This window comes from Nocardia sp. NPDC059229, from assembly GCF_042754165.1.
Lineage (GTDB): Bacteria > Actinomycetota > Actinomycetes > Mycobacteriales > Mycobacteriaceae > Nocardia.
This window is the reverse complement of the sequence record NZ_JBHZAK010000006.1, coordinates 358703-383817: the sequence shown is the minus strand read 5'-3', so window position 1 is coordinate 383817 and position 25115 is coordinate 358703. Positions and strand designations below refer to the sequence as shown.

Sequence of the window (25115 nt, the reverse complement as noted above, 5' to 3'; positions counted from 1 at the left end):
CTTCGAGTCGGCGTGCACGTATCCGACGCCCCGCGATAGCACCCTCGGAACCGTGCCATTGCGGTTCGCCCCACGACGGCCCGAACAGCCGAGCCGGATAACCCGAAATGATCACGAAACCCGGCCGACCACACCGAGTCTCACCGGTCGCAGGAGTGCACACGCACCACACCGGAACGGACGGCACGGTAGGTCGGCGGGTTGGCGCGTGTGGTCAGTACCCGGATCCGGCGGTGCGGCCCAGGCAGTCATGGTCCCGAGCTCGGCCGATAACCTGGCGGCATGCGCATTGTGATCGACGATCTGAGCGGGGACGAGGTGATCGGACTGCTCGAGGCCCACGTTGCCGAGATGCTGGCGAACTCGCCCGAGGACAGCATGCACGCGCTCGATGTGGCGGCGCTGCGCAAGCCGGAGATCACCTTCTGGTCCGCGTGGGAGGGCACGGAACTGGCCGGGTGCGGGGCGCTCAAGGAGCTGGATCCGGTGCACGGTGAGATCAAGTCCATGCGGACCGCGGCGAGTCACCGGGGGCGCGGGGTGGCGTCACAGTTGTTGCGGCACATCCTCGCCGAGGCCGCCGCGCGCGGATACGCGCGGTTGAGCCTGGAGACCGGGGCGTCGGAGTTCTATCGGCCCGCGGTGCGGCTGTACGAGCGCTATGGGTTCGAAGAGTGCGGGCCGTTCGCGGATTACGCGGCGGACCCGCACAGTGTCTTCATGACCCGGGCACTCTGAGCCGGAGTCAGCACCCGACGGCCCTGGGTACCAGCCCGTTCAGCGCCGCCGCGATCACGCCCAGGATGGCGAAGATCACGGCCATGGTCACCAGCCCGCCGGACAGCTGGGCGTAGCCCTGGCCGCGGGGGTCGATGAAGGGGTAGGGGTACCAATCGGCGAACGGCCCGCGCAACAGCGTGTAGGCGCCGTAGGCCAGCGGGTAGGCCAGCCAGCCCATGATGAGCCGGATGGTCGGCTTCAGACCGGCGGCCACCAGCAACCAGTCCGCGATCAGCACGATCGGGATCACCCGGTGCAGGGTGTCGTTGATCCACCGTTCGGTCAGCTGCACATCGATATCGGCCAGCAGCACCGCGTAGATGACGAAGGTGATGGTCAGGTAGAGGGTGGCCGCGCCGCGCAGCACCTGCCAGCGCCGGCCGGCCGGGTCACGCAGCCCGCCGACCAGCAGCACGATGATGCCCAGGATGTTGGACTGGATGGTGAAGTAGCTGAAGAAGTTGAGATACGAATAGTTCGGGTTGCCCACATTGCGCAGCGGAATCCAGACCAGCGCGACCAAGCCCAGGATTCCGAAGACGATGCGCAGCACCCGGATCCACGCGGGCGTTCCACCTCTGACTGCCATGGCCCGATGGTCGCATGCCGAACTGCCCGACCGCGGACGATACGCCGGTGCGGCACACTTCCGGCAAGCGCGAGATCGGGCCGCCGGATACCGCGCCGACCGGCCCGGACCGACTCTTCGCTATCGTTGACGATGCAATGACCAGGACCGCCGCCACCTCTCGCGAGCTTCGTTCCCGCCTGGCCGATCTCTCGATCCGCGACGAGCACCGGTTGCGTCGCAGGCTCGACAAGGCCCGCGGCGGCGATCTCACCGACCTCGAAACAGATATCGACGCCGCGCAACGCCGGGTGGACGCCCGCCGCGCCGCCGTCCCGACCATCCGGTATCCCGAGCAGCTACCGGTCTCCGCGCGCCGCGACGACATCGCCGACGCCATCGCCGCACACCAGGTCGTGATCGTGGCCGGTGAGACCGGCTCCGGCAAGACCACCCAGATCCCCAAGATCTGTCTCGAGCTCGGGCGCGGAATCCGCGGCACCGTCGGCCACACCCAGCCGCGGCGACTGGCCGCCCGCACCGTGGCCGAGCGCATCGCCGAGGAACTCGGCACCGAACTGGGCGACGTGGTCGGCTACACGGTCCGGTTCACCGATCAGGCGTCGGACCGCACGCTGGTCAAACTCATGACCGACGGCATCCTGCTCGCCGAGATCCAGCGCGACCGGCTGCTGCGCCGCTACGACACGATCATCATCGACGAGGCGCACGAGCGCAGCCTCAATATCGACTTCCTGCTCGGGTATCTCAAGCAGCTGCTACCCAAGCGGCCGGATCTGAAGATCATCATCACCTCCGCGACCATCGACCCGGAGCTGTTCGCACGGCACTTCAGTGACGAGAACGGCACGCCCGCACCGATTGTCGAGGTGTCGGGACGGTCGTATCCGGTAGAGGTCCGATACCGGCCGCTGTCGCTGGAGCTTCCGGTCACCTCCGAGGACCCCGACGACGAGGACACCCGGATCGTCGACCGCGACCCCACCGACGCCATCGGCGACGCGGTGCGGGAACTGCAGGCCGAGGGCGACGGCGACATTCTGGTCTTCCTCTCCGGCGAGCGCGAGATCCGCGATACCGCGGATTCGCTGCGGGACATGCGGCTGCCGCGCACCGAGATACTGCCGCTGTACGCGCGGCTGTCGGCGGCCGAGCAGCACCGGGTATTCGAATCGCACACCGGCCGGCGCGTGGTGCTCGCCACCAATGTGGCCGAGACCTCGCTCACGGTGCCGGGCATCCGCTACGTGATCGACCCTGGCACCGCACGCATTTCGCGCTACTCCATGCGCACGAAGGTGCAGCGGCTGCCCATCGAGTCCATCTCGCAGGCATCGGCGCGGCAGCGGTCCGGTCGCTGCGGCCGTGTCGCGGACGGTATCGCCATCCGGCTGTACTCCGAGGACGACTTCGAATCCCGGTCGCAGTTCACCGAACCCGAGATCCTGCGCACCAACCTGGCCGCCGTCATTCTCCAGATGACCGCGCTCGGACTCGGCGATATCGAGAGCTTCCCGTTCGTCGAGGCCCCTGACGCCCGCGCCATTCGCGACGGCATCGCGCTGCTCGAGGAGCTCGGCGCGCTGGCCCGGGCGGAGGCCGAAGCCGGTGCGCGCAAGGACATTCCCGACGCCGGTCTGATCCTCACCCCCATCGGCCGCGAAATGGCGCAGATCCCGGTCGATCCGCGCATGGCCCGCATGCTGGTCGAGGCCAACCGTGGCGGCTGCCTCGCCGAGGTCCTCATCATCGTCGCGGCCCTGTCCATCCAGGACGTCCGCGAACGGCCCGTCGAACACAAGCAGGCCGCCGACACCAAACACGCGCGCTTCACCGTCGAGGGCTCCGACTTCCTGGCCTACCTGCGCCTCTGGGACTACCTCCGCGAACAGCGGAACGCCCTCTCCTCCAACCAGTTCCGCCGCCTGTGCCGCGACGAGTTCCTGCACTACCTTCGCATTCGCGAATGGCAGGACCTGCACGGCCAGCTCCGCACCATCACCCGTGGCCTCGGCTGGAACACCGCGGGCTCGGACACCCAATTCGACCGCACCGCAACGCCTTCCGACGACGCCGGAAACAACCCGCGCAACCGCCGCGGCCGTAACCCAGGCCGTGGCAGCAGTGCCGAGCGCGACGGGAACGGCTCCGGAACCGAATCCGCCGAGCGCGGCGGTGCCGCCGCAAGCTCGGTGCAGGGCCGCAACATCAACGGCGGCAATGCCACTCAGCGCGGTGGGCAGAGCTCCGAGGCCGGGCGTGCGGAGTCGGCATCGGTCGCTGACGACACGCGCCGCAGCGGATCAGTGCGCGGCCGGGATTCGCGTAGCGCCGATGACAGTGGGCGCGGCAGTTCCAGCGGACGCGGCAACGATTCGGGCCGCCGGGGCGGCGCGGGATCGAGCGGGCAGTCCGGCCTGGCCGAATCGCTCGCGGCGAAGGCAGGGCTGGACAATGACTCGCTGCCGTGGGATGTGACGTCGATCCACCAGGCGTTGCTGGCCGGCATGCTGTCGCATATCGGCGTGCGGGAGGCGGAGACCCGGGAGTTCCTGGGCGCCCGCAATGCCAAGTTCATGATCTTCCCCGGATCGTCGCTGGCCAAGAAGCCGCCGCGGTGGGTGATGGCGGCGGAATTGGTCGAGACCTCGCGGTTGTGGGGGCGAACCGCGGCCAGAATCGAGCCGGAGTGGGCCGAGCGGCTGGCCGGGGACCTGGTGAAACGCACATACTCCGAACCGCACTGGTCGGCGAAACGGGGTGCGGCGGCGGCCTACGAGCGGGTGACGCTGTACGGCATTCCGCTGGTGACGCAGCGGCGGGTGGACTTCGGGCGGATCGATCCGGAGTTGTCGCGGGAGCTGTTCATCCGGCATGCGCTGGTGCAGGGCGAGTGGCAGACCAAGCACGACTTCTTCGCGCGGAATCGCGAATTGCTCGACGATGTCGCGGATCTGGAGCATCGGGCCCGACGGCGCGACATCCTGGTCGACGGCCAGGTGCTGTTCGGCTTCTACGACCAGCGCATCCCGTCGGACATCGTGTCGGTGCGGCACTTCGACAGCTGGTGGCGCAAGACCCAGCGCACCGATCCGAACCTGCTGGACTTCACCGCCTCCACGGTGGTGAACGAGGATGCGGCGCTGCTGGATCCGACCGCCTACCCCGACAGCTGGCGGCAGGGCGAGCTGACCTTCCCGCTCACCTACCAGTTCGAGCCCGGTCAGGCCGACGACGGTGTCACCGTGCACATACCGATCGCCCAGCTCGCGCACGTGCGCTCGGTCGGCTTCGACTGGCTGGTCCCCGGCATGCGTGAGGAGCTGGCCGCCGCGTTCATCAAGACGCTGCCGAAACAGCTGCGCCGCACCGTGGTTCCCGCACCCGACTTCGCCAAGGCCGCCCTGGACCGCCTCACCCCGCGCGCCGAACCACTGCGCACCGGGCTGGCCCGGGAACTGTCGAAGCTCGGCTCGGTGACCATCGCCGCCACCATGCTCGATCCGGCGGGCCTGCCCGACCACCTGCGCATGACCTTCGCCGCCACCGACCCGACCGGCGCCGTCGTGGCCCGCAGCAAGAGCCTCGCCGAACTGAAATCCACCCTGGCGGAACAGGTCTCGAAATCGGTGGCGCGCGCCAACAACGCCGCCGAGCGGGCCCCGTCCACGGTGTGGACCTCCGAATCCCTGGGCACCCTGCCGTCCTCGGTGAAGCGCCAGGTCAGCGGTCAGACCATTACCGGCTATCCGGCCCTGGTCGCGGAAGCGGACGGCGTGGCGGTACGCGTCCTCAGCTCCCCCGCCGCCCAGGCCACCGCCATGCGCACCGGCACCCGCGCCCTGCTGCTGGGCGCGATCACCACCAATACCCGCGCCGTCACCGCGGGCCTGCCGCCCACCGATCGCCTTGCGCTGAGCCAGAATCCGTACGGCACCCTCGACGCCCTGGTCGAGGACTGCCGCGCCTGCGCCGCCGACGAACTCATCGCCGCCAATGGCGGACCGGTGCGCAGCCCCGAGCAATTCCAGGCGCTGGTGGAGAAGGTCCGCCCGCAGTTCACCACGGCCGTCGTGACCATCGTCCGCTCGGTCGTCCCGGTTCTCGCCGAGGCGCACCGGCTGCGCGCCGCCCTCGCCGAATCCCGCGACCGCGACGCCATCGACGATGTCACGCACCAGCTCGACGACCTGATCTTCCCCGGATTCATCGCCGAGTGGGGCAGCGCCCGGCTGCGGGAACTCCCCCGCTATCTGGAAGCCGCCCGCCTGCGCCTGGAGGCGCTCCCCGCCTCCGCCAACCGCGACCGCGCCGGCCTGGCCGAACTCGACCGCGTCCACGCCGCCTACGACCGGCTCGTCGGCAATCTCCCCGAGGCGCGCCGGGGCGGCCGCGACATCGTCGAAATCTGGTGGATGATCGAGGAACTCCGGGTCAGCCTCTTCGCCCAGCAACTCGGCACCCCCTACCCGGTGTCGGCGAAGCGCATCGAGAAGGCGATCGACATCGCCCGCCGCCCACCCCAGCAAAAGCGCTGACGGGGCGCGATCTTCCGTGCGACACCATGGGCATGCACTGGCGCACAAGCCTTCTCGGAAACCGGTTGCGGGCCAGCGCATCGCCCCTCCACCGGGCATGAGGCGCCGGGAAAGGAAGCGGTCCGGCTCCGAATTGCTCGGGGCCGGACCGGGAATCGATGTGTGGTGACCGGTAGCGGTCGCCCGTTTATTTGGTTGCCGCGCCCACGGTGTGGTCGGCGCGGTGCTTGCGCAAGTCGGCGATCTCGCGTTCGAAATCCTCGGCGGAGCTGAAGGATCGGTAGACCGAGGCGAAGCGGAGGTAGGCGACCTCGTCGAGATCACGCAGCGGGCCGAGGATGGCGAGGCCGACCTCGTGGCTGGGCACCTCGGGGGAACCCTTGGCGCGCACCGCATCCTCCACCTGCTGCGCGAGCAGGTTCAGCGCATCGGAATCGACCTCGCGGCCCTGGCAGGCGCGGCTGACGCCGCGGATGACCTTCTCGCGGCTGAACGGCTCGGTGACACCGCTGCGCTTCACGACCGACAGGATCGCGGTTTCGACCGTGGTGAACCTGCGCCCACACTCCGGACAGGCACGTCGCCTCCTGATGGCGGTGCCTTCCTCGGCCTCACGCGAGTCGACCACCCTCGAATCGGGATGACGACAGTACGGGCAATGCATCCGGGATCCTTCGTCGATGCCTGGGCTTCCACAGCAACCTCGAGCAATCTCGAGGATACCGTGACGGACCCGATCGGCGGCGTCCGCCCGTGTCCGCAGGCCCGAATCAGGTGGTCACCTGCCACTGGGAGGTCAGGTCGGCGAGCAGATCCGGCAAGCGCTGCACCAGCCGCCCATTGGTCAGCATGACCGGGAACGGCACGGCCAGAACCGGTCTCGCGGCGCCCGGATTCGCACACAGTTCCAGGTAGCGCGGCAGCAGATCGTGGGTGATGTAGTTCCACCGCGTATCGCGGTCGGCCCAGTTGAAGTCGGGCAGCGGGGCCCGCAGCGACATCGCGCCCGTGGTGAGGGTGGTGGGAGCGAAGACGCCGGGCGCGCGGACGCCGGGAACGGCGGCCTTGCCCGCGATCGTGCTCACGTAGGTCATGACCCGGCCCATGTCGCCGCGGCCGTGCGAGGTGACATCCCACTGGTCGGCGATGATCTGGTTCTGTTCCCGGTCGGTCATGCGCAGCGCGGCGTCGGCCAGGCCGTCGGGAGTGCCCGCGCCGATCTCGCGCCAGGCGGTGATGGCGTTCTCGTCCAGCACGCCGGCCCGGTACATCTCCTCGACGCCGGCCAGGCCCGCGGCCGCGTAGGCCTCGTGCATGGGCACCTGGTCGATGAAGATGTGCTTCTGCATGATCATCAGCCGGGTCTGGTACCAGGCCAGATCGTCGGCGGTGAGCCGCTCGCCCGCGGTGCCGAGGGTCCGGATGTCGGCGGGCAGGATGTCCAGCAGCTGCGGCGGGGTGCCGCGCACTAGATCGGCCACCGAGTCACCGAGCTGATGGATGCCCGGCACAGTGAGAATCGCCGACATATCGCCCATGTCGAAGAAGCCCGACGCGAACGACCCGCCGGCCAGCCCGGCCAGACCGGTCCACCAGTAGTCCGGGTGAGCGTTGTTGAGCCGCAGGTAGTTCACGTAGACCTGGGTGAAGGTGCGGGTATTCGCCGCGACGCCGCGCCCGGGATCCCAGGCCGCCAGGTCGATATCGGCGTTCTGGGTCGCGGTGACCAGCCAGTACTGATGCAGCAGGGTCGCGTAGTGCCGCGGCTCGACACCCGCGGCGCGCGCGTCGTCGAGCGCGACACGCAGGGTATCCGGATCCAGCGGCAGTGCGGGATTCAATCCGCCGCCGCCCGCGCCGTCACCATTGACCGATGGCAGATCCAGATACGCGGCATAGGCGGACTCCGGATGCGCGGCCGGTGCGATCACCAGCCCGATCATCAGGCAGGTGAGGACACCGGCCACCCGGATCAGCCCTCGAACTCTCGGCATTGACGCCCCCTGTCGCTGTGCGCGCGGGCCGGAGCACGGCCCGCGCGGATGTAGCCTCTGTCACATCCAGGGGGACGCTAGCAACACGTTTCAGTTTTCAATCTGCATTTTCGGCCACGCCCATGGCCGTCGAGCTCTATCCCGAATAACGGCTATGACCGGGCAACTACCGCAGCAGCGGGCTCGCTATCGCACCGGCGCCTGGACCAGCTGGACCGAGGACGGGCTGGTCTGCGAATCGGAGTCACCGGAACGCAAGTGGGCCAGACCGATCAGACCGGCCACGGCCAGCGCGCTCATCAATGCGGTGATGGCCAGGGCCGCGAGACCGATCTGGGCGCGCTGCACCCGGTCCAGTGGATGCGCGCCACGGGCGCGCCGGGCCGCGTGTCGCACGACGACATGGTCGCGTCGAACACCTGCGCCGGCGACGGGCCGGACCCGCGCGCGGCAGGGGCGGCGGTCCAGGGCGGGACGGCCCGCAGCCGCGGGCGCCCCGGTCCGGAACCGATCCGAACGCAGCTCCAAGGGGATGCTGTCGAATCCCAGATCGCTTCCCAGAGTGTCGATTTCGCTGACCACGGCGCGCATCGAAGAAACCTCCAAAGTAGGGCGGACCGAATGATGCTGGACAACTGACTCGATCATGTGTTCGAAGAACTGATGTTCGAATTTCTACCACGGCCCACCGACAATGTCACTGATTTCCCCGACATGCGTCGAACAGATGTTTGATCACACGCGTCACACGGACTACAGTCGAGACACGAGTTCCCCGGACGCACGATGAACCGCATCCGGGAACGAATTCCGGTGAGCGACAGCAGTGAACGGAGGACGGCGGCGGTGAGCGAACACGGCGGCGCGGATGGTGAGAACGGACCCCTTGGTCCCGACGGTAACGGCCCCCTGTCCGAATCGTCCGGTGTCGGCGCCGATCTGACCGTGCGCCAGCGCAAGGTGCTGGAGGTCATCCGCACCTCGGTGCACGACCGCGGCTATCCACCCAGCATCCGCGAGATCGGCGATGCCGTCGGCCTCACCTCGACTTCCTCGGTGGCACACCAGCTCCGGGCGCTCGAGCGCAAGGGCTATCTACGCCGCGACCCCAATCGCCCACGTGCCGTGGATGTCCGGGGCCTGGACGAGACGGCGATGCGCGCCACCGCCGGCGTGTCGCAGCTACGCGCGGTCAATACCGAGGCCGACGCCTCCGACGAGCACCCCGCCCCGACCTACGTCCCGGTGCTGGGCCGGATCGCCGCCGGTGGTCCGATCCTGGCCGAGCAGGCGGTGGAGGATGTCTTCCCGCTGCCGCGCGAACTGGTCGGCGAGGGTTCGCTGTTCCTGCTGAAGGTCGTCGGTCAGTCCATGATCGACGCCGCTATCTGCGACGGCGACTGGGTGGTCGTGCGGCAGCAGAACGTGGCCGACAACGGGGACATCGTGGCCGCCATGATCGAGGGCGAGGCCACCGTGAAGACCTTCAAGCGCACCGGATCCCAGGTGTGGCTGATGCCGCACAACCCCCTGTTCGAGCCGATTCCGGGCAATGACGCCCAGATTCTCGGCAAGGTCGTCACGGTCATCCGCAAGATCTGACCGTGCCCGCACTGCCGTGGCCCGGCGACCGCCCCGCAGACCGGCCGCCGGGTCACGACAGTCGTCTCCCTCAGTGGTTGAGCACGCCGTTCCACACCGCGTGCGCCCCCGAGTCCCCGACCCGGTAGGTCTGCCACCCGGCCGCCGCGCCGCTCGCGATCACCAGCAGTGCGATCACCGCCGGCACCGCCCGGCCCAGCGGCTTCCCACGACCGCGCCGCAGGTGCACGAAGACCAGCAACACGGTCGAAACCAGCAGCGGCGCAACGAAATACAGCATCTGATGGCCGAGCCGCGCGTGCTCGTCCACCACCGGGGGATTACCGAGCTGCCGCTGGAACCACTCCCCCGCCTCCACGGTCACCGGCGTCAACGCCGTCACCAGTACCGCCAGGACGGCCGTCGGCCAGATCAACCGGCTGCGGGCCGCGGGCCACAGTGCGCACAGGATCAGCAGCCCCGCGGTCAGCGGAACCAGCACGACAATCACGTGCACCAGCAGGACATGGGCGGGTAGCCCATTGAATGTCGACATATATCGGCTCTTTCGAACTCGGCGAACGAAGCCCGGCGTATCAGAACAACGTAAGCCGGGCCCGGCCGGTTCGGTTCGGACCCACGGTCATCCGGCGAGTTCGGATCGGGACCGTGGGTCGCGCGAGCAGTCAGTCGGTTTCGGTGGGCACCACGATGCGAGAGATGAGCTGGGTGGGCGCCTCGTCGCGCCCGGGCATCGGCTGGGCGGCGACCGGCGCGGCGCCCTTCGGGGCGACGGTCTCGGGCGCCGCGGACGCGGAAGGCTCGAGCGCTGCGGGCTCGGGGGCGGCGACCGCCTCCGGCGCGGGAACCTGTAGCACATCCACGATCTGGGGTGCCGGCTTGTCCTGGGCGGGCGTCGCGGGCAGATCCGGCATGGAGGCCAGCGCAGCGGCCGGGTCCAGGTCGCGAGCCGCAGGTGCGTCGGAGTTCAGCGCGGCCAGGCGGCGGGCCCGCAGGTCGCCGCTGAGCGCCGTGGTCACCTGATCCGGCGATCCCGCGGGGGCCTGGACGATACGGCGGGTCGGGACGTCCTCGACCGGCGTGACCTCGGCCCCACTCGGCAGGCCGGCGACGAAGCCGAGCACCTCGTACTGCGTGCCAATGGTCATGACGGCCGAGTTCTTATCGTGCGCAATGTATCCCTGATTGGTGCCCATGACGCGGCGCAGCGACTCCAGCCAGCGATGGTCGAGGACGCGGCAGTCGGCCCAGGGGAAGTACTCCAGCCCGGTGCGTAGGTAGAAGCGGTCGCCGATGCGCGCACCGCGCAACAGCTCCAGCAGCCAGGCGTCGATGAGATTCGGCTGCGCATTGCGATAGATGCGGGACTGCGGGGGCACGGAACCGTTCGCGAATTCCCCGAAGGAGTTCAGCAACTCACCCGGAAACTCTTCTAACTTCCCAAAACCCACGACATCTAAACCAAGAAGTTGCTCTGGAAGTTGGGCGGCAATCCTGCGCTCGTCGTGCAGTTTGAACTTTCTATTGATGTTCTCAGTGCGCATTTGTCTCCGACTTCCCATTCCAACCTGACGGAACCCTAGCATGAACCCGACCGTTTCAAACCAGTTTGGTCGGCCGCCCAGAGCCGTGGTACGGACACTCCCGCAACCAATCCGCAACCAGCAGTTACGGCTATCACGACGCAACGAACCGCCCGTTCGGGATCATTGGCCATAGCGTCCGGCGATGATTTCCCCCTGATGCCGCAAGCCCGGATTCGCAGGCTCCCAGTAGTTTCCGTGTGACACGACATCGAACGGCAGGGCCCGCAACACGGGAAGGTCGATAGTGGCCCCGGAAGAAGTGAAAGCCGTTGCGCGAAATTCGCGATCGACCGGATCGACCCCATGGAGAAACTGTCCGAACTTGGGCACCGGATCAGCGGGGTCGGCGGTGGCATAGACATGCGCACCGTTGTGGCCCGCAGGAATACCCGTCAAATGCAATTCCGAAACATCATCAACACCTACCCCAGGACTTCCCACGAACACCACATCGTCGGCCGCCAGAGAGTTCGCTCCGCTGGCCGCCGCTCCGATCACGGCGCTCCCGTAGCTGTGCCCGACGACCGTCTGGTGGGCCGCGAGCCCCGGGTGGCCGGCCCGCAAGCCACTCTCGAACCGATCCAGCGCGGGCGCGCCCGCCCGAGCCCGGCGATCACGCGCCGCCTCGGCCAGATCCGGCGGTGCGTCGTACCCGTACCACGCGATGACCGACGTCCGCGCGGCCGGATCGGCTCGCTCGGCCGCATCGAGCAGCGCTCGCGCGCGGTCGACCCCGACACCGATACCGGTCAGCGACGATCCGGTACCGGGAACGAAGGTCGCGACATTGACGGCGAGATCCGGATTGTTCAGTGCGATCGCGCCGTGCCCGTTCCGGTCCACCGCCAGTACCAATCGGCCCGAGCCCGGATCCCCGGCCTGATTCGCGAGCGCCGCGTACCCGGCATCGCGCGTCTGCGCCTCCTCCCGCGCGGCTTCCCACTCCCGCAACCGAATCCAGCCCGCGCTGGTGGTCGGCAGGTTCTCGTGCTGCGTCCAGTCCCGGTGCCGGTCGGCCAGCCGCCGATCCTCCGCCGCGGCCTCGGACTGCAACCGCCGTAAGGTGATCCGGTTGTAGTGGTCGCGAGCCAATGCCGGTATCCCATCGCGGTCCCCGAGCAGCGGATCGGCCGCGAACAGCGCGTCCTGGTCCGCGGGCGTGAGCGACTTCCACAGCGCGCAGAGCGCTGTGGGATCTTCCGGAAGACTCGCGGTCCCGTCGAGAATCCCGGCGACCCGAGTGCTCGGCCCGCCACCCGTCGGATCCACGGCCAACCCCGCCAGCGCCTCCGCCACCGCGCCGAGGCGGGCCCCGACCCGCTCGTCGATCTCCCCCGCGAGATCCAGCAGGGGCACCAGCCGGGCCTGCACCTGCTTCGCCTTCGCGTCGAAGCCCGCCTGGAAGATCAAGTCCAGCGCCGAGTTCCCGGTCTCGGAGCGCGGCCCGCGGACCGTGCCGTCCTCCGCGATCCGGCAGCCGGTGGCCCGCGCCTCGTCCGCGAGCTGCCCGACCAGCGCGCACACCCGCTCGAGCGCGCCCGCCTCGGCGAACGCGTCGGCGATGTCGAGCAGTGCCGCACCGATATGGTTCGCCGCCAGCTGCGACTCCCATGCCCGCAGCGCGGCCGCCGTCCCCGCCGCCCCCTGCCACCCGGCGACCGTGACATCGGCCAGGCGCCCCACCCGTGTCATGGCCCCGGAGAACGCCGAATCAGCCACCGCCACATCCGAACTGGCGCGGATCGCAGCGCCCGGCTTCCACCCTCGCACTTGCGAAAACCCCGCTCGCACCATCGCGCCTCCCCACGCAATCCCTTCGTATTCGCGAAATCCGCACTGCCGCCCGGCGCAAGCGCCCCCGCGCCGGGCACCCGACCCGTCCAGCGCGCCACTGGTCACCCTCGGCGCGGAACGCCGCACGGTAGGTGCCAACGGCGAATACCGTTCAGCAGGAGGCGAGTTCGTTGTTGGTGCGGCCGCCGAACCGGGGGGCCGGTCAGGACGCGCCGTGCAGGTAGCCGTCCAGCTGGGTTTCGAGGGCTAGTTCGGTGGCCTCATAGGTGGTTGCGGTGTGGGCGGTGGTGCCGGCGAAGGTGTGGAGGTGGGTGGCCAGCCTGCGGAGGGCGGCGAGGAGTGGGTCGCCGACGGTGACGGCGGCGGCGGCGATCGCGGAATTCGGCATGGCCCGACCGACTTTCGCGATCAGGTCGACCGGGTCGATGGCCGAGATGGCCGCGGCTTCGTAGTGGATGCCCGCCGCCATGACTCGAAGCGCCGTGATGTCGGCGCGCAGCATGTCTGTCATGCCTCCCCCTTCGTGTGGACACACCCTAGCGGCGGCGGGACGGGAGGGCTCGGCGAAAAGGCGGGGGCTGTGGAGAGCGCGGTGGCTGTTCACATGGGTGGGTTCAGGTGGTCGCGGCGGGCGGCATCGCGGGCGAGCGCACGGTCGCGCTGCTCTTCGAACCGGACCACGTCCTTGCCGAGTTTGTCCAGGTACGTGGCCAGACTGTCCCGGATCCGCTCGCCGCGCGCGGTGAAGTCGGTGCGCTCGAAGATGTTCCATTTGCGCAGCACCGGGAGGATCACCTCGTCGAGATGCTGGCGCAGATCGTAGATGCCGTGCTTAGCGATAAGGACGCTGTTGCGGCGGAAGTCGGGCATGCCGGCACCGGGCATGCGGAAGTTCTCGATGACCGCGGTGATTGCCGCGAGGGCGTCGTCGGGGACCAGGTCCAGGGCCGCGCCGCAGATATTGCGGTAGAAGACCATGTGCAGGTTCTCGTCGGTGGCGATCCGGGCGAGCAGCCGATCGGCGACCGGATCGTGGCAGGCCTTGCCCGTATTGCGGTGCGAGACACGGGTGGCCAGCTCCTGGAACGTCACATAGGCCACGCCGTGCAGAACGGCGTGGTCACCGGTGCCGGTGGGGTCGTCGACGCCGGTCCCGACACAGATCATGCGGGCGTGCTCGAGCGCCACCGGATCGACGCCGCGGGTGACCACCAGGTAGTCGCGCATGGCGATCCCGTGCCGGTTCTCCTCGGCGGTCCAGCGGTCCACCCAGGTGCCCCAGGCACGCTCGCGGGTGAACGAGTCGGAGATGAGCCGGTGGTAGGAGGGCAGATTGTCCTCGGTGAGCAGATTGGTGATCATGGCGGCCCGCGCCGCCGGGCTGAGCCGGGACTGCCCGGGTTCCCAGTCGATTCCGCCCAGGGCGGCGAAGTTGCGCCCCTCGTCCCAGGGCACGTAGTCGTGCGGATGCCACTCCTTGGCCACTGAGAGGTGCCGGTTCAGATTCGCTTCCGCCACCGGTTCGAGTTCGGCAAGCACTGCGCTCGCGGTCATGGAATTCGCCACGTCGTGTCCCTGCCCTACGACTTGATCTCGGCACTCCCCATTGCCAGCGAGCCTACCCGGATCTGCGGTGAATCGCGCTGGCGCTCTTGGAAGACGACCGTTCTGTCGATTGGCGGAATCCGGGTGATCGATACCGATGGGCTGTAAAGATTTTCTCCGTCTGCAACACCGCACTCGTTTTCGATCTTCAAATCGTGTTCAATGAACCCGGCAATCCATTGCCTTCGGTTCGAATCACCGATGGGTCCGCGACCGCGGTCCGGACCAGGTAGTCCTCGCCCGCCAGGTGCCGGCTACACCCAACGCCAGCAGAACGACCAGCCCGATAGGAAGCGCCGGTCCGGCAGCGCCGTGATCAGGAGGCGGGTCCCCGGCAACACGCCACGGACCAATCGGGCGACGCGAGTCCACGCGCCACCGACCGCGTTGATGTTGATCTGCGCAAATGCGATTCACCGGCGAAAAAAGATATCTGCGATAGCTAGGAGGGCAGATGGCGGCCGTTCCCGCATCTGCGAGAAAGGCACTACCCACCATCGTCTTCACCGTGCTGGTGATGGCCGCGGCGTTCTGGCAGCGGGATGCGGTCCTGACCGGAGTCCACGCCCTCGCCGGAGCCGACCCGCGCTGGCTGCTCCTGGCCGCGCTCGCCACCCTCGCCCTCTGGCCCACCTCGGTTTTCATGCTGCGTGGTTCGATACCCGCCGACACCTCCGCCCGGCAGCTGTTCGCCCTCCAGCTCGCCGTGCCCGCCATCGGCTTGGTGCCCGCCGCCTCACTGCTGCTGCGGATGCGGTTTCTGCGCCGCACCGGACTCAGTCATGCCGGCGCGGTGGCGTCCATCGCGCTGATGGGATTCGCCGCGCTCGTGGTTCGGGTTCCGCTGGTGGTGATCGCGGCGCTGGCCGCGCCTGGCCTGATGAGCCGCAATGGCGCGCCACCCCCGTGGCACGACCTGGGTGCCCGCGCTTCGGCGTGGTGGCACCACCTGATCGGCGGAAATCTCTGGCACACAGCCGCCATCATGATCATCGCCGTCCTCGTGGGAGGCATCGTCCTGGCGGTGGCCGCCCGGGCGATGAACCGCCGGGTGCAGGCGCACGGCGGCTGGCGGCAGCTGCCCGGCCGCATGCGGCACGCGCGCTCGGACGCCGAACTGGCCTGGAAATCGGTGGCCGCCACCGCGGTCCGTCCCCGCCGCGCGGCGGCCCTGTGGATCTGTGCGCTGATCCAGCCGCTGCTCATGGTGGTGGCGCTGTGGGCGGTGCTGCACGCGGTCGGCGCGAACCTCAGCCTGCCCGACACGTTCGTGGTGGAACTGGTAACCGTGGCCCTGGCCCCGCTGCTGCCCTCCCCGAACGGGGTCGCCACCAAGGAGATCACCATCGCGGCCGGCCTCACCGCCGTCGCGGGCCTGACCGGCGGAGTGGCGGTCGGCGCGGCCCTGGGATTCCGGCTCCTCACCTTCTGGTGCCAGATCCCGCTGGGCCTCGCCTCCTTCGCCTATCTGAACCATCGCCGCGCCATCTGAGCGCGGGCTCGGATTCGGTTACCGATCGCGGGGTATCAGTTGCCGATCTTGCAATCGATGGTCGCGAACTTGGCGACCCCGCCCCACATGGTCTGTGCGACGCCCTGCGCCTGATACTTCCCGTGTTTGGCCTCGACCGTCACCGCGGGCAACTGCTCCCCCGCCCACGTCTGCGCGGTACAGGTGTAGGTCGGAACGGCGGCCTGGGCGGTCGCGGCATCGACGGCCGCCAGGGCCGGTGACATGGCGGCGACGGCCAGGGGCAGGCCGACCAGATACTTCTTGCTCACGGCGACTCCTTGTGCGATCTCGGGTGAGCTGGGCGAACAGCAGCCCAGATTCTCGCACGGTTGCGGCGAGCCCGCCGCCGAACCTGCCCGATCATGGTCGACGATGAGGGCACTTTCGCCGGCGTTGCAGCGTTGATCAGCCTGAGGGCGGCCACTACGAAGGAGTTCGCCATGTCATTCCTCGGTTCCCTGCTCGGGCTCGCCCTGACGCTGTTCATGCTGCTGCTGCTGGCCCGCCTCATCATTGACTGGATCGGCGTGCTCGGCGACACCCCGCCGGCCCTGCGGAAGGCCCGGGATGTCGTCCATCGCCTCACCGAGCCGGTGATCGCGCCGGTGCGCAGGGTCCTGAAACCGGTCCGGCTCGGCGGCGTCTCGATCGATCTCGCCTTCACCGTGGTGTTCATCGCGGTGCTCGTGCTGCGCGCGATCGCCTTCAGCTTGTAGCGGCGGCTACGGGTTCCGCGGCGGGGAGGTCGGGAAAACTGTTGGGGCGCAACAGCGGAATCGTGGCGAGCATGAGTAGTCCGGCGTGCGCGACGGCGGTGCGGGGGCCGGTGACGGCGGCGAGGAGGCCCCAGAGGGCCGTCATGGCCGCGGTATTCATGTTGCTGGTGATGGACCAGGCGGAGAGCATGCGGGTGGTGCGGTCGGCTGCGGCGCGTTCGAGGCGGAAGGTCGCGTAGACCGGGTTGAAGACTCCGCAGCAGGTGATGAGGCCGAATTCCACCACGATCACCACCAGCAGGCCGGCGAGGCCGGGGCCGATGCAGGCGAGGGCGGGCACCCAGCAGGCGCGCAGCATCCCGGCGGCGATGAGCACCCGGCGCTGACCGAACCGGCCGACCAGCGGTGTCGCCAGCCGCGAGCCGATCAGGCCGCCGAGGCAGGGAATGCCGAACGCGAGCCCGTACTGCCAGGGCGCGAAGCCGAGATCGCGCAGCATGATGACGGCCAGCAGCGGTTGGGTCGCCAGGATCAGGCCGTTGACCAGGATCGTGTTGACGAACAGCGGCCGCAGCGCGCGGTGGGTCAGGATGTAGCGCCAGCCCTCGACCAGGTCGCCCATCCGGAAGCCCCCGCTCCCGCTCGGCGCGGGCTGCGGCTCGCCGCCGCCGATGGCCCGGATTCCCAAGGCGGACAACAGGAAGCTGACGGCATTGGCCGCCACGGTGACCACCGGTCCGAAGATCCCGATCGCCGCGCCCCCGAGCGGCGGGCCCAGCACGGCCGCCGTTCACATGGTCGATTCGAATCACCCGTTCGCCAGGAGCAGGTCCTCCTTGGGCAGCAGGGTTTTCAGGTATGCCCCCGACGCCGCCCGGAATGCGATGTCCGAGGCCGCGACGATCACCGAAACCAGCACCAGCTGCGCGAAACTCAGCACGCCCGCCGCGAATGCCAGCGGCACGCTCAGTGACCGCCTGCCCGTCATACAGCCCGCCTCGTGCTGTCCCGCCGTCGTTGTCCGGCAAGATCGAAGCAGACCCGCGACCTCGGGATCAAACAACCGAGCCGCCCGCGAGCCACAACCGGACGTTGTGCGCATACTCTCGTCGCATGGATCTCGAGGCCGTGCGCACCTTCGTCGCGGTGGCGGACACGGAACGTTTCCAGGACGCCGCCACCGATCTGTCGATCAGCCAGCAGGCGGTCTCGAAACGCATTGCGGCCCTGGAGAAGACGTTGGGCGCCCGGTTGTTCACCCGCACGGCGCGCGGCGCCCGCCTGACCCTAGACGGGCAAGCCTTCCTCCCCCATGCCCGCACCCTGCTCCACGCCGCCGAACGCGCCCTGACCTCGGTGAGCCCGGGCCGGCGGGCGCTGCGCGTGGATGTGGTGGGTCGCCAGCTCGCCCCGGCCGGGCTGCTGCGCGACTTCCACCGCGCCCATCCCGATTTCGAACTGGACGTGGTGCGGCTCCCGCACGCGAGCGCGACCATGGAGGCGCTGCTGGAGGGCTCGGTCGACGCCGCGTTCCGCTGTGTACCCGCGCCGGGGCACGCGCTGCCCGAGGGCCTGCAGGCGACGCCGATCTTCGACGAACCACTGGAGTTGCTCGTCGGCCCGGCCCACCGGCTGGCCAAGGCGCGGACAGTGTCGCCGGAAGATCTGGCCGGCCATCGCATCTGGATGCCGAGCCTAGTGAGCGGTACCGAATGGTCGGCCTATTACGCGTCACTCGCCACGGCCTTCGATCTCACCATCGATTCGGTCGGCCCGAATTTCGGCCTGGAGCCGCTCCTGGACGCGGTCTCCGATTCCCCGGAGGTCGCAACGCTGGTCGGCGAGGACACCCGCTTCCTCTGGCCCGACACCCACGGCCTGCGGCGGGTGCCGCTGCGTGACCCCACGCCCGTCTACCCGCACTCCCTGCTCCAGCGCGCCGCGGACCCCCATCCCACGCTGGCCGCGCTGCACGGCCATCTGGCCGGCGCGGGCGTGGACCGCCCCGGCACCTGGGTTCCGGATTGGGCGCGCGCCTCGGAATAACCTCCGGCCCGTGGTGATTGGATGAGGGCATGACGAGCGCTGACTTGCTGGTGGACGCATTCGGACGGATCAAGGAGAACGTGCACGGCGCGGTGGACGGGCTCACCCCGGCGGAACTGGCCACGCGGCCGGACGGGGAAGCCAATTCCATCGCCTGGCTGATCTGGCATCTGACCCGCGTGCAGGACGATCACATCGCGGATGTCGCGGGCCTCGAACAGGTATGGACGGCGCAGGGCTGGGCGAAGCGATTCGACCTGCCGTTCGACGATTCCGCCACCGGATACGCGCACAGTTCGGCCGAAGTGGCGCGGCTGGACGGCGTTTCCCCCGACCTGCTGCTCGGCTACTTCGACGCGGTGCACGACCAGACCATCGGGTACGTGTCCGCGCTCACCGACGCCGATCTCCCCCGCATCGTCGACACCCGCTGGGATCCGCCGGTCACCCTGGGAGTCCGCCTGATCAGCGTGGTCGACGACGATATTCAGCATTCCGGCCAGGCGGCCTACATTCGCGGAATGCTGTTGCGCCGCCGTTGATCTCGCTGCGGGACGCACGGAGAATGCGGACATGGCATTCACCGTGGACCGTTTCGATCATGTGGTCATCAACTGTCTCGATCCGGTGGCGACAGCCGACTGGTACGCCCGTGTGCTGGGCATGAGCGTAGAGCGGTTCGGCCCCGCCGGGCGGCTCGCGCTCACCTTCGGGAATCAGAAGATCAATCTCCGGCCGGTCGGTGCGATGGCACCGACCCGAACTGGACCACCGGGGCCACCGAAGCCGCTGGGGCACAGGACCTCTGCTTCGTGACCACGGCCGCGCCCGAGGCGGTCGCGGAACACCTGACCGCGTGCGGGGTCGAGATCGTCAACGGCCCGGTGGTCAAGATCGGCGCGCTGGGCGAGATGGTTTCGCACTACTGCCGCGATCTCGACGGGAATCTCATCGAGATCGCGGTCTACCCGTCCTAGCTCCGGCCGCCGGTCAGGCCCACCGGTAGTCGACGCCGGTCAGCTCCGTGCTGAGCTCCCAGAGCTTACGGGCCTGGAATCGGCTGTAGGCGAGAGGATTTCGCAGGGTGCGGCGGGGATATCCGAAGGCCTCGAAGGCCGGGCCGCAGTAGGAGTTGCCCGCCAGGCCGGGCATGGTCGCCGCATACAGTTGCGGCAGCGCGCCCTTGGCGTCGGATTGCGCCAGCGAGAAGAGCATTCGCTGCTGGACGGCCGCGAAGGCCGCCGCCACGCCTTTTTCCGGGCCGGAATCGTAGAGATTCGTCGCCGACAGACCCGGGTGCGCGGCCACGGCGGTCAGCGTCGATCCAGCGGCGCGGGCCCGCCGCTGCAGTTCGGCGGTGAACAGGAGGTTGGCGAGTTTGGATTGGCTGTAGGCCAGCCAACGGCTGTACACCACACGCCAATTCGGATCCAGCCAGTTGATCAGGCCGCCCCAGGCGGCGATGGACGACACGGTCACCACGCGCGCTTCGGGTGCGCGCAGCAACTGGGGCAGCAGTAGTCCGGTCAATGCGTAGTGGCCCAGGTGATTGGTGCCGAACTGCGCGTCGAAGCCGTCGGCGGTGCGCTGATGCCGCGGCAGCGCCATCACGCCCGCATTGTTGACCAGGATGTCGATGGGTGTGCCGCGCACATCGAGGTGGTCGGCGGCGCGGCGGATGGAGGTCAGGTCGGCCAGATCCAGCGGCAGCACTTCGGGTTCGGGGCCGGTGGCCGCGGCACCCACCTGCTCCAGCGCGGTCGCGGCCTTGAGCTCGTTGCGGCAAGCGAGCAGGACGTGGGCGCCCTTGGCGGCCAGGGCTTCCGCGGTGCGCAGACCGAGTCCGCTGTTGGCGCCGGTGACCACGGCGGTCCGGCCGGTCTGATCGGGGATGTCGTCGATGGTCCAGCGGCGGGCGAGCAGGGGCGGGCTGGTCACGGTCGGCCGGTCGGGCAGCGCCTCGGTCATACGGTCGTTCTCCTCGCTCGAATTTCCGTCTGGGACAATGTACCTGGCGACGTGGGACCCCGCAGTTCCGCGAGCGGAGTCGACTAGCCGGGATCCGATCCCGTCCCTATCCTGTCTGAGACAATCCAGCGGAAGAGAGTCCGTCATGCTCGCCACCATCATCGTCATCGTCACAGTGGGAGCGATACCGTCCGGCGCGAATTCCCCTCCCCGCCGCACCAGGTGTGGGATGCCCTCCAAGTCGACGGCACATTTTCCTGGCTCCCGTTCATCAACGGCATCCGATACCGCGACGACTGTCGCCGCGAAGGCGCCGCCCGCGACTTCGACGGAATGCTGTTCGCCTGTGCGGAAAACCGAATACTGGCTGGTCTACCGGCTCACCCGCGCCTGCCCCGCATCTACTGGACCCTCATGGGGGTGACGAGCGGACCCGAGGTTGAGCGGGTGGCGCGTTTCCTCATCGACCACCCCGGTTTCCTCGGCGTGGCCAGGGAAGCGGCCGAGATAATGCCCCAACGTCGAGGACTCCAAACATATTGGGAGCCCCCGGAATACGATGGCCTCCACCACCCACATCGATGAGGAGACAGATCCATGACCGTCCATCCACCCGCCGAGCCACCCACCAAAGGCAACCGGGTGATCCTGGCGGTGCTAGCGCTGGCCATCATCGGCGCGCTCGTGGCGGCGGCCATGGCGACCGCCGTCTGATCAGGCGGACACGCTCTGCCGGTGCACCCCGGAACCCAGGCCCACACCCAGCAGTTCGTCGAATCTGGCCAGCACCTTCTCGTGGTACATGGCGAACAGATCCTCGAACAGCGCCAGCTGTGCCTGGGACGGACCGGCCGTGGATTCCCACACCGCCAGCAGCGCCCGCCACACCAGTACGTGCAGATCGGCGGAGGCCGCGAAGTACGCCTCCACCGCCTCCGGCACCTCGAACAGCATCTCCCCCACCGAATTGAGCACCGCACGCTGCATGGTGTGGCCCAGATCGGTCAGCACCAGGCGCACCAGGCCGACCTCGAGCTCGAGCATCCGGGTGTGATCGGGTTCGGCGCTGCGGGCCTGGGTTTCGAGTTGGTCGACCGCGGCGGTCAGCACCGCGGGTTCGATGCCGCGCTCGGCGGCGGTGTAGTCGAGCAGTGCCTCCAGCACGATGGCGCGCTCGGCCGCCACGATATTGCCGAACATCTCGGCGGCCACCCCGGGCGCGTGCATGGACAGCCGGAACAGCCGCCGGTACACATCCACCCCGCCCGCGCGGCGCACATCCCGGACGGTGAAACCGCGGCCGCGATGCGCGTCCACGAAGCCGTAGGACTCCAGCCGGCCCAGCACCAATTGCGCTGTGGCCCGGTTCATATCGAATTCCTCGGCGACCTGGCGGACCGACGGCATCAGATCACCGGGCGCGTACTCACCGGTCGCGACGCGGCGAGCGAGCTCGTCCGCGACATCGGACACGACCGTCTGGGCACCCATCCTGTCACCTTTCGACAACTTTCGGATACGTCCCAGACAGTTTAGACTTTCGTGTGCCAAACTGCACGTGCATGCGCCGGGGCGGGCCACTCATCGGACCTGGTGAGGGCCACACCGGACGCCGGCGCGGTGCCGCGCACACGACGAGGTGAGCAATGTCGATTCGGCGTATCGGGGAACGGTCGGGGGACGACGGGGGCAGGCCGCCGGTTCGCGGCGCGGTCCGCAATGCGCGAATCGCCAGTCTTCCGGTCGCATTCGCGGGCCGGCAGGCCGCCGGGGTCGGCAAGCGGGCCCTCGGCCGATCCGCGGCCGAGGTGGACTTCGAGATCCGGATGCGCACCGCCCAGCACATTTTCGAGGTACTCGGCGAATTGAAGGGCTGCGCCACCAAACTCGGGCAGTTGCTCTCACTCTACGAACTCGCGCTGCCCTCGGAGATCGCGTTGCCGTACCGGACCGCGCTCACCCAGCTGCAGGATGCCGTGCCCACCATGCTGCCCGGCACCGTGCACGAGGCCATGGTCGCGGGCATGGGCGAGAACTGGCGCTGGCACTTCACCGAATTCGACGATCGGCGGGCCGCGGCGGCCTCCATCGGACAGGTGCATCGCGCGGTGTGGCGCGACGGGCGGCCGGTGGCGGTCAAGGTCATGTATCCGGGCGCGCACCAGGCGGTGCTCGCGGATCTGGAACAGCTGCGCCGACTCTCGGTGCTGGCCACGGTGTTCGCGCCCGGCGCGGACGTACCCGCGGTGACCGAGGCCATCTGCACCTGTGTGGCCGACGAACTCGACTATGCGGCCGAGGCCGACCATCAGCGGCGCTTCGCCGAGGCGTACGCCGGCGATCCGGATTTCGCGGTGCCCGGCGTGATCACGCAGCGCGGCGATGTGATCGTGACCGAATGGCTCACCGGCACACCGGTTTCGCGGATCATCGAATCCGGTGCGCCCGAGGAGCGCAGCCGGGTCGGGATGCTCATCATCCGATTCCTGCTGTCGACCTGGTCGCGCACCGGCCTCCTGTACTGCGACCCGCACCCGGGCAATTTCCGGGTGCTGCCCGACGGGCGGCTGGGCGTGGTGGATTTCGGGGCCTGCACGCCCTGGCCGCCCCCGGGCTTCGAGGCGTTGGTGGGCGAGGTGATGGGGGCCGCGTTCAATGGCGGCATACCGGAATTGGACGCGGCGGTGCGGCGCCACGGCTTCGTGCGGCCCGGACGCAACTACGACGTGGCCGCCTTGGCCGAGGGGCTCGACGCGGTCGGCGAACCGCTCACCGTGCCCAGCTTCCGGCTCACCACCGCCTGGCTGCGCGGCCACGTCCGCTCGGTGCTGGCGCCGCGGTTGTCCAATGTCCACCGGCAACTGGACATGCCCGCCTACTTCACCCCCTTCGCGCGCTGCTTCCTGACCGCGCTGGGCGTGGTGTGCCAATTGGAGACCGAGGGGCCCATCCGAGCCGAATTCGCGCGCTGGTCACCGGAATTGGCCGCGGTCTTCGACCGCTACGACACCCGCCACGCCCAGCCCACCGACCTGGCCGTCGTCCGGCACCTGCGCCCGGTCCCGCCGGATCGCCGCGCCTCGATAGTCGGCTGAACTCCCCACCATCGCAACGGGTCTCGCGCATCGGCCGGCATGACCGCGACTCCTGGTCTGCGCTCATGCCGGCCTGCCCGCGGTTCAGCTGTTCGGGGTGAGCGCGGGCGGCCGCCAGCTTCCATTGGCGTCGTCGCGCGGTGCGTAGAGGCGCATGGCGAGATTGAACGTCCCGGAGGATGGGATCGGCAGCCAGTTGCCCTGGGGGACTTCGGGTCCGGGCTTGGCGGCCTGCAGGACGAGATCCACCGAACCATCGGGGTTGGGGGTCACGGCGGGCTGATGGCCGACGGAGTAGATGTTGTCCGGGTTGGGGACCAGGAAGTGGTCGGCGGTATAGGCGGTCAGCGACCAGAAGGCGTCCGCGAGCGGCAGCTGGCCTGCCGGAAAGTGGCATCGGTACGTGCGCGGGGTACCGCCGGAGTCGGCGGGAACAGTGCCCATCATCGGATAGATCGCGTCGGCGGGGAGATTCGCGCCGAGGGCGGTCGATGCCGTGTTGGCGCGCAACGGGTAATCGGTGCCGTAGGTGCCGAGGTTGGTGGCATAGCTCCAGCCGTTGACGTCCTTGGCACCCGGATTCTTGTAGTCGTGGATCCGCTGCTGGGCGTCGTGGACCGCGGCGTTCAGAGTGTCGGCGTCGATGCCGGTGACCGAGCCACCGGGCTTGATGCCCAGGCCGGCGAATCGGGCGAGCGCGTCGGCATCGGCGGGTGCGGGAGCATCGGCCGCCATCAGCTCATTGAGCTTGGCGAAAAAGGCTGCACCGTCCATGTTTTGGACCTGCTTGGCCGGGCTGCCGGACATGCTGCCCGGTGCACCATTGGGCGTGGGCGTGTCCGGGTTGGCGGTCCAGGCGCTCAGCGGCATGAGCTTGATCTGGTTCTGCAGAGCGATGACCGCGTCGTGGTCGTCCGGGCTGTTGAGAGCGAAACGAATGATGATCCACGTCGTACCGGTGGGCATGTCCAGGCGAGTGAGCCCATCGGGAAGCTGCCCGTTCCAGCCGGGGCCGGTGACGGCGTACATGGACGGGCCGGACCGACCGCCGCCGGATATCTGCGGGTGCACGCTGGAGGGGTTGTGGACGGTATTGGTCCAGGCGTCCATCATCTGGGCCAGCCAGTAGCGGTCGGGCATGACCGGAATCTGCAACACTTCTTCGCCGCGCCGAACCGGGGTGACGGGGGCGTGGGCGGGGACTCCCCGACATCCAGCCCGGGTGACCGCCGCGGCCGAACCGCGATACGGCACCGGGTCGTGCGATCAGGTGTTCCGAAAAGGGGTTG

The 25115-nt window shown here is 68.8% G+C and carries 23 protein-coding genes and 1 pseudogene; 9 read left to right on the top strand and 15 right to left on the bottom strand.

What is annotated here, in order from left to right:
• Window positions 1–282 precede the first annotated feature (282 nt).
• The gene (locus tag ACFXHE_RS17345) at window positions 283–738 is read left to right on the top strand and encodes a GNAT family N-acetyltransferase (protein ID WP_379384101.1); all 456 of its coding nucleotides are present in this window, start codon (window positions 283–285) and stop codon (window positions 736–738) included.
• A 7-nt stretch (window positions 739–745) separates the two neighbouring features.
• Here the strand turns inward: ACFXHE_RS17345 and ACFXHE_RS17340 are convergent, their stop codons facing one another.
• Window positions 746–1369, bottom strand: coding sequence for a Pr6Pr family membrane protein (locus ACFXHE_RS17340; protein WP_379384099.1), 624 nt, complete (start codon window positions 1367–1369; stop codon window positions 746–748).
• 137 nt (window positions 1370–1506) lie between these two features.
• On the opposite strand from ACFXHE_RS17340, the gene hrpA reads away from it, so the two are divergent.
• Window positions 1507–5907 carry an ATP-dependent RNA helicase HrpA gene (hrpA, locus tag ACFXHE_RS17335; RefSeq protein ID WP_379384097.1) on the top strand — a complete coding sequence of 1467 codons (4401 nt, stop codon included), beginning with the start codon at window positions 1507–1509 and terminating at the stop codon, window positions 5905–5907.
• A 187-nt stretch (window positions 5908–6094) separates the two neighbouring features.
• On the opposite strand, the gene nrdR is transcribed toward hrpA, so the two are convergent.
• From nrdR to ACFXHE_RS17320, 3 genes are all read right to left on the bottom strand, one after another.
• A complete protein-coding gene (gene nrdR / locus ACFXHE_RS17330) occupies window positions 6095–6571 on the bottom strand; it encodes a transcriptional regulator NrdR (protein WP_354848181.1) in 477 nt (158 codons plus the stop codon).
• Window positions 6572–6677: 106 nt separating this feature from the next.
• Window positions 6678–7901 carry a hypothetical protein gene (locus tag ACFXHE_RS17325; protein WP_379384095.1) on the bottom strand — a complete coding sequence of 408 codons (1224 nt, stop codon included), beginning with the start codon at window positions 7899–7901 and terminating at the stop codon, window positions 6678–6680.
• A gap of 186 nt (window positions 7902–8087) precedes the next feature.
• Window positions 8088–8492: a hypothetical protein gene (locus tag ACFXHE_RS17320; protein ID WP_379384094.1), complete on the bottom strand. Its 405-nt coding sequence runs from the start codon at window positions 8490–8492 to the stop codon at window positions 8088–8090.
• Between the two features lie 222 nt (window positions 8493–8714).
• Here ACFXHE_RS17320 and lexA point away from each other — a divergent pair, with 222 nt between their 5' ends.
• Window positions 8715–9503 (top strand): transcriptional repressor LexA, encoded by a 789-nt coding sequence (lexA, locus tag ACFXHE_RS17315; protein ID WP_379384092.1) that lies wholly within the window; start codon window positions 8715–8717, stop codon window positions 9501–9503.
• A gap of 70 nt (window positions 9504–9573) precedes the next feature.
• Here lexA and ACFXHE_RS17310 read toward each other — a convergent pair whose 3' ends face one another.
• From ACFXHE_RS17310 to ACFXHE_RS17290, 5 genes are all read right to left on the bottom strand, one after another.
• Window positions 9574–10038 (bottom strand): DUF2231 domain-containing protein, encoded by a 465-nt coding sequence (locus tag ACFXHE_RS17310; protein WP_379384090.1) that lies wholly within the window; start codon window positions 10036–10038, stop codon window positions 9574–9576.
• Window positions 10039–10168: 130 nt separating this feature from the next.
• Entirely contained in the window at window positions 10169–10954 is a 786-nt protein-coding gene (locus ACFXHE_RS17305; RefSeq protein WP_379384088.1) for a hypothetical protein, read from the bottom strand.
• Window positions 10955–11209: 255 nt separating this feature from the next.
• Window positions 11210–12808 carry an alpha/beta hydrolase gene (locus ACFXHE_RS17300; protein WP_379384086.1) on the bottom strand — a complete coding sequence of 533 codons (1599 nt, stop codon included), beginning with the start codon at window positions 12806–12808 and terminating at the stop codon, window positions 11210–11212.
• 277 nt (window positions 12809–13085) lie between these two features.
• Entirely contained in the window at window positions 13086–13394 is a 309-nt protein-coding gene (locus tag ACFXHE_RS17295; RefSeq protein WP_379384084.1) for a hypothetical protein, read from the bottom strand.
• Between the two features lie 89 nt (window positions 13395–13483).
• Window positions 13484–14437 carry an acyl-ACP desaturase gene (locus ACFXHE_RS17290; protein WP_379384082.1) on the bottom strand — a complete coding sequence of 318 codons (954 nt, stop codon included), beginning with the start codon at window positions 14435–14437 and terminating at the stop codon, window positions 13484–13486.
• Window positions 14438–14942: 505 nt separating this feature from the next.
• On the opposite strand from ACFXHE_RS17290, the gene ACFXHE_RS17285 reads away from it, so the two are divergent.
• Window positions 14943–15980 (top strand): YbhN family protein, encoded by a 1038-nt coding sequence (locus tag ACFXHE_RS17285; protein ID WP_379384080.1) that lies wholly within the window; start codon window positions 14943–14945, stop codon window positions 15978–15980.
• Between the two features lie 35 nt (window positions 15981–16015).
• On the opposite strand, the gene ACFXHE_RS17280 is transcribed toward ACFXHE_RS17285, so the two are convergent.
• The gene (locus ACFXHE_RS17280; RefSeq protein WP_379384078.1) at window positions 16016–16270 is read right to left on the bottom strand and encodes a hypothetical protein; all 255 of its coding nucleotides are present in this window, start codon (window positions 16268–16270) and stop codon (window positions 16016–16018) included.
• Window positions 16271–16363: 93 nt separating this feature from the next.
• On the opposite strand from ACFXHE_RS17280, the gene ACFXHE_RS17275 reads away from it, so the two are divergent.
• Window positions 16364–16717, top strand: a complete 354-nt coding sequence (locus tag ACFXHE_RS17275; protein ID WP_379384076.1) for a YggT family protein — start codon at window positions 16364–16366, stop codon at window positions 16715–16717.
• On the opposite strand, the gene ACFXHE_RS17270 is transcribed toward ACFXHE_RS17275, so the two are convergent.
• The gene (locus ACFXHE_RS17270) at window positions 16707–17498 is read right to left on the bottom strand and encodes an MFS transporter (protein WP_379384074.1); all 792 of its coding nucleotides are present in this window, start codon (window positions 17496–17498) and stop codon (window positions 16707–16709) included. The genes ACFXHE_RS17275 and ACFXHE_RS17270 overlap by 11 nt on opposite strands.
• 27 nt (window positions 17499–17525) lie before the next feature.
• Window positions 17526–17705, bottom strand: a complete 180-nt coding sequence (locus ACFXHE_RS17265) for a hypothetical protein (protein WP_379384072.1) — start codon at window positions 17703–17705, stop codon at window positions 17526–17528.
• 125 nt (window positions 17706–17830) lie between these two features.
• Here ACFXHE_RS17265 and ACFXHE_RS17260 point away from each other — a divergent pair, with 125 nt between their 5' ends.
• The 3 genes and pseudogenes from ACFXHE_RS17260 to ACFXHE_RS17250 all read left to right on the top strand — a co-directional run bounded on the left by ACFXHE_RS17260 (window position 17831) and on the right by ACFXHE_RS17250 (window position 19740).
• Window positions 17831–18763, top strand: coding sequence for a LysR family transcriptional regulator (locus ACFXHE_RS17260; protein WP_379384070.1), 933 nt, complete (start codon window positions 17831–17833; stop codon window positions 18761–18763).
• 29 nt (window positions 18764–18792) lie between these two features.
• Complete coding sequence (locus ACFXHE_RS17255) at window positions 18793–19305, top strand: DUF664 domain-containing protein (protein WP_379384068.1); 513 nt, start codon at window positions 18793–18795, stop codon at window positions 19303–19305.
• Window positions 19306–19336: 31 nt separating this feature from the next.
• Window positions 19337–19740: pseudogene (locus ACFXHE_RS17250) on the top strand (VOC family protein).
• A 13-nt stretch (window positions 19741–19753) separates the two neighbouring features.
• Here the strand turns inward: ACFXHE_RS17250 and ACFXHE_RS17245 are convergent.
• Together ACFXHE_RS17245 and ACFXHE_RS17240 are read right to left on the bottom strand one after the other, a co-directional pair.
• Window positions 19754–20731 carry an oxidoreductase gene (locus ACFXHE_RS17245; RefSeq protein ID WP_379384066.1) on the bottom strand — a complete coding sequence of 326 codons (978 nt, stop codon included), beginning with the start codon at window positions 20729–20731 and terminating at the stop codon, window positions 19754–19756.
• 714 nt (window positions 20732–21445) lie between these two features.
• Window positions 21446–22222 carry a GntR family transcriptional regulator gene (locus ACFXHE_RS17240; protein ID WP_379384064.1) on the bottom strand — a complete coding sequence of 259 codons (777 nt, stop codon included), beginning with the start codon at window positions 22220–22222 and terminating at the stop codon, window positions 21446–21448.
• A 155-nt stretch (window positions 22223–22377) separates the two neighbouring features.
• Between ACFXHE_RS17240 and ACFXHE_RS17235 the strand changes: the two genes are divergently transcribed.
• Window positions 22378–23826: an ABC1 kinase family protein gene (locus ACFXHE_RS17235; RefSeq protein ID WP_379384062.1), complete on the top strand. Its 1449-nt coding sequence runs from the start codon at window positions 22378–22380 to the stop codon at window positions 23824–23826.
• A gap of 84 nt (window positions 23827–23910) precedes the next feature.
• Here ACFXHE_RS17235 and ACFXHE_RS17230 read toward each other — a convergent pair whose 3' ends face one another.
• Window positions 23911–25080: a DUF1254 domain-containing protein gene (locus tag ACFXHE_RS17230; RefSeq protein WP_379384060.1), complete on the bottom strand. Its 1170-nt coding sequence runs from the start codon at window positions 25078–25080 to the stop codon at window positions 23911–23913.
• Window positions 25081–25115 lie beyond the last annotated feature (35 nt).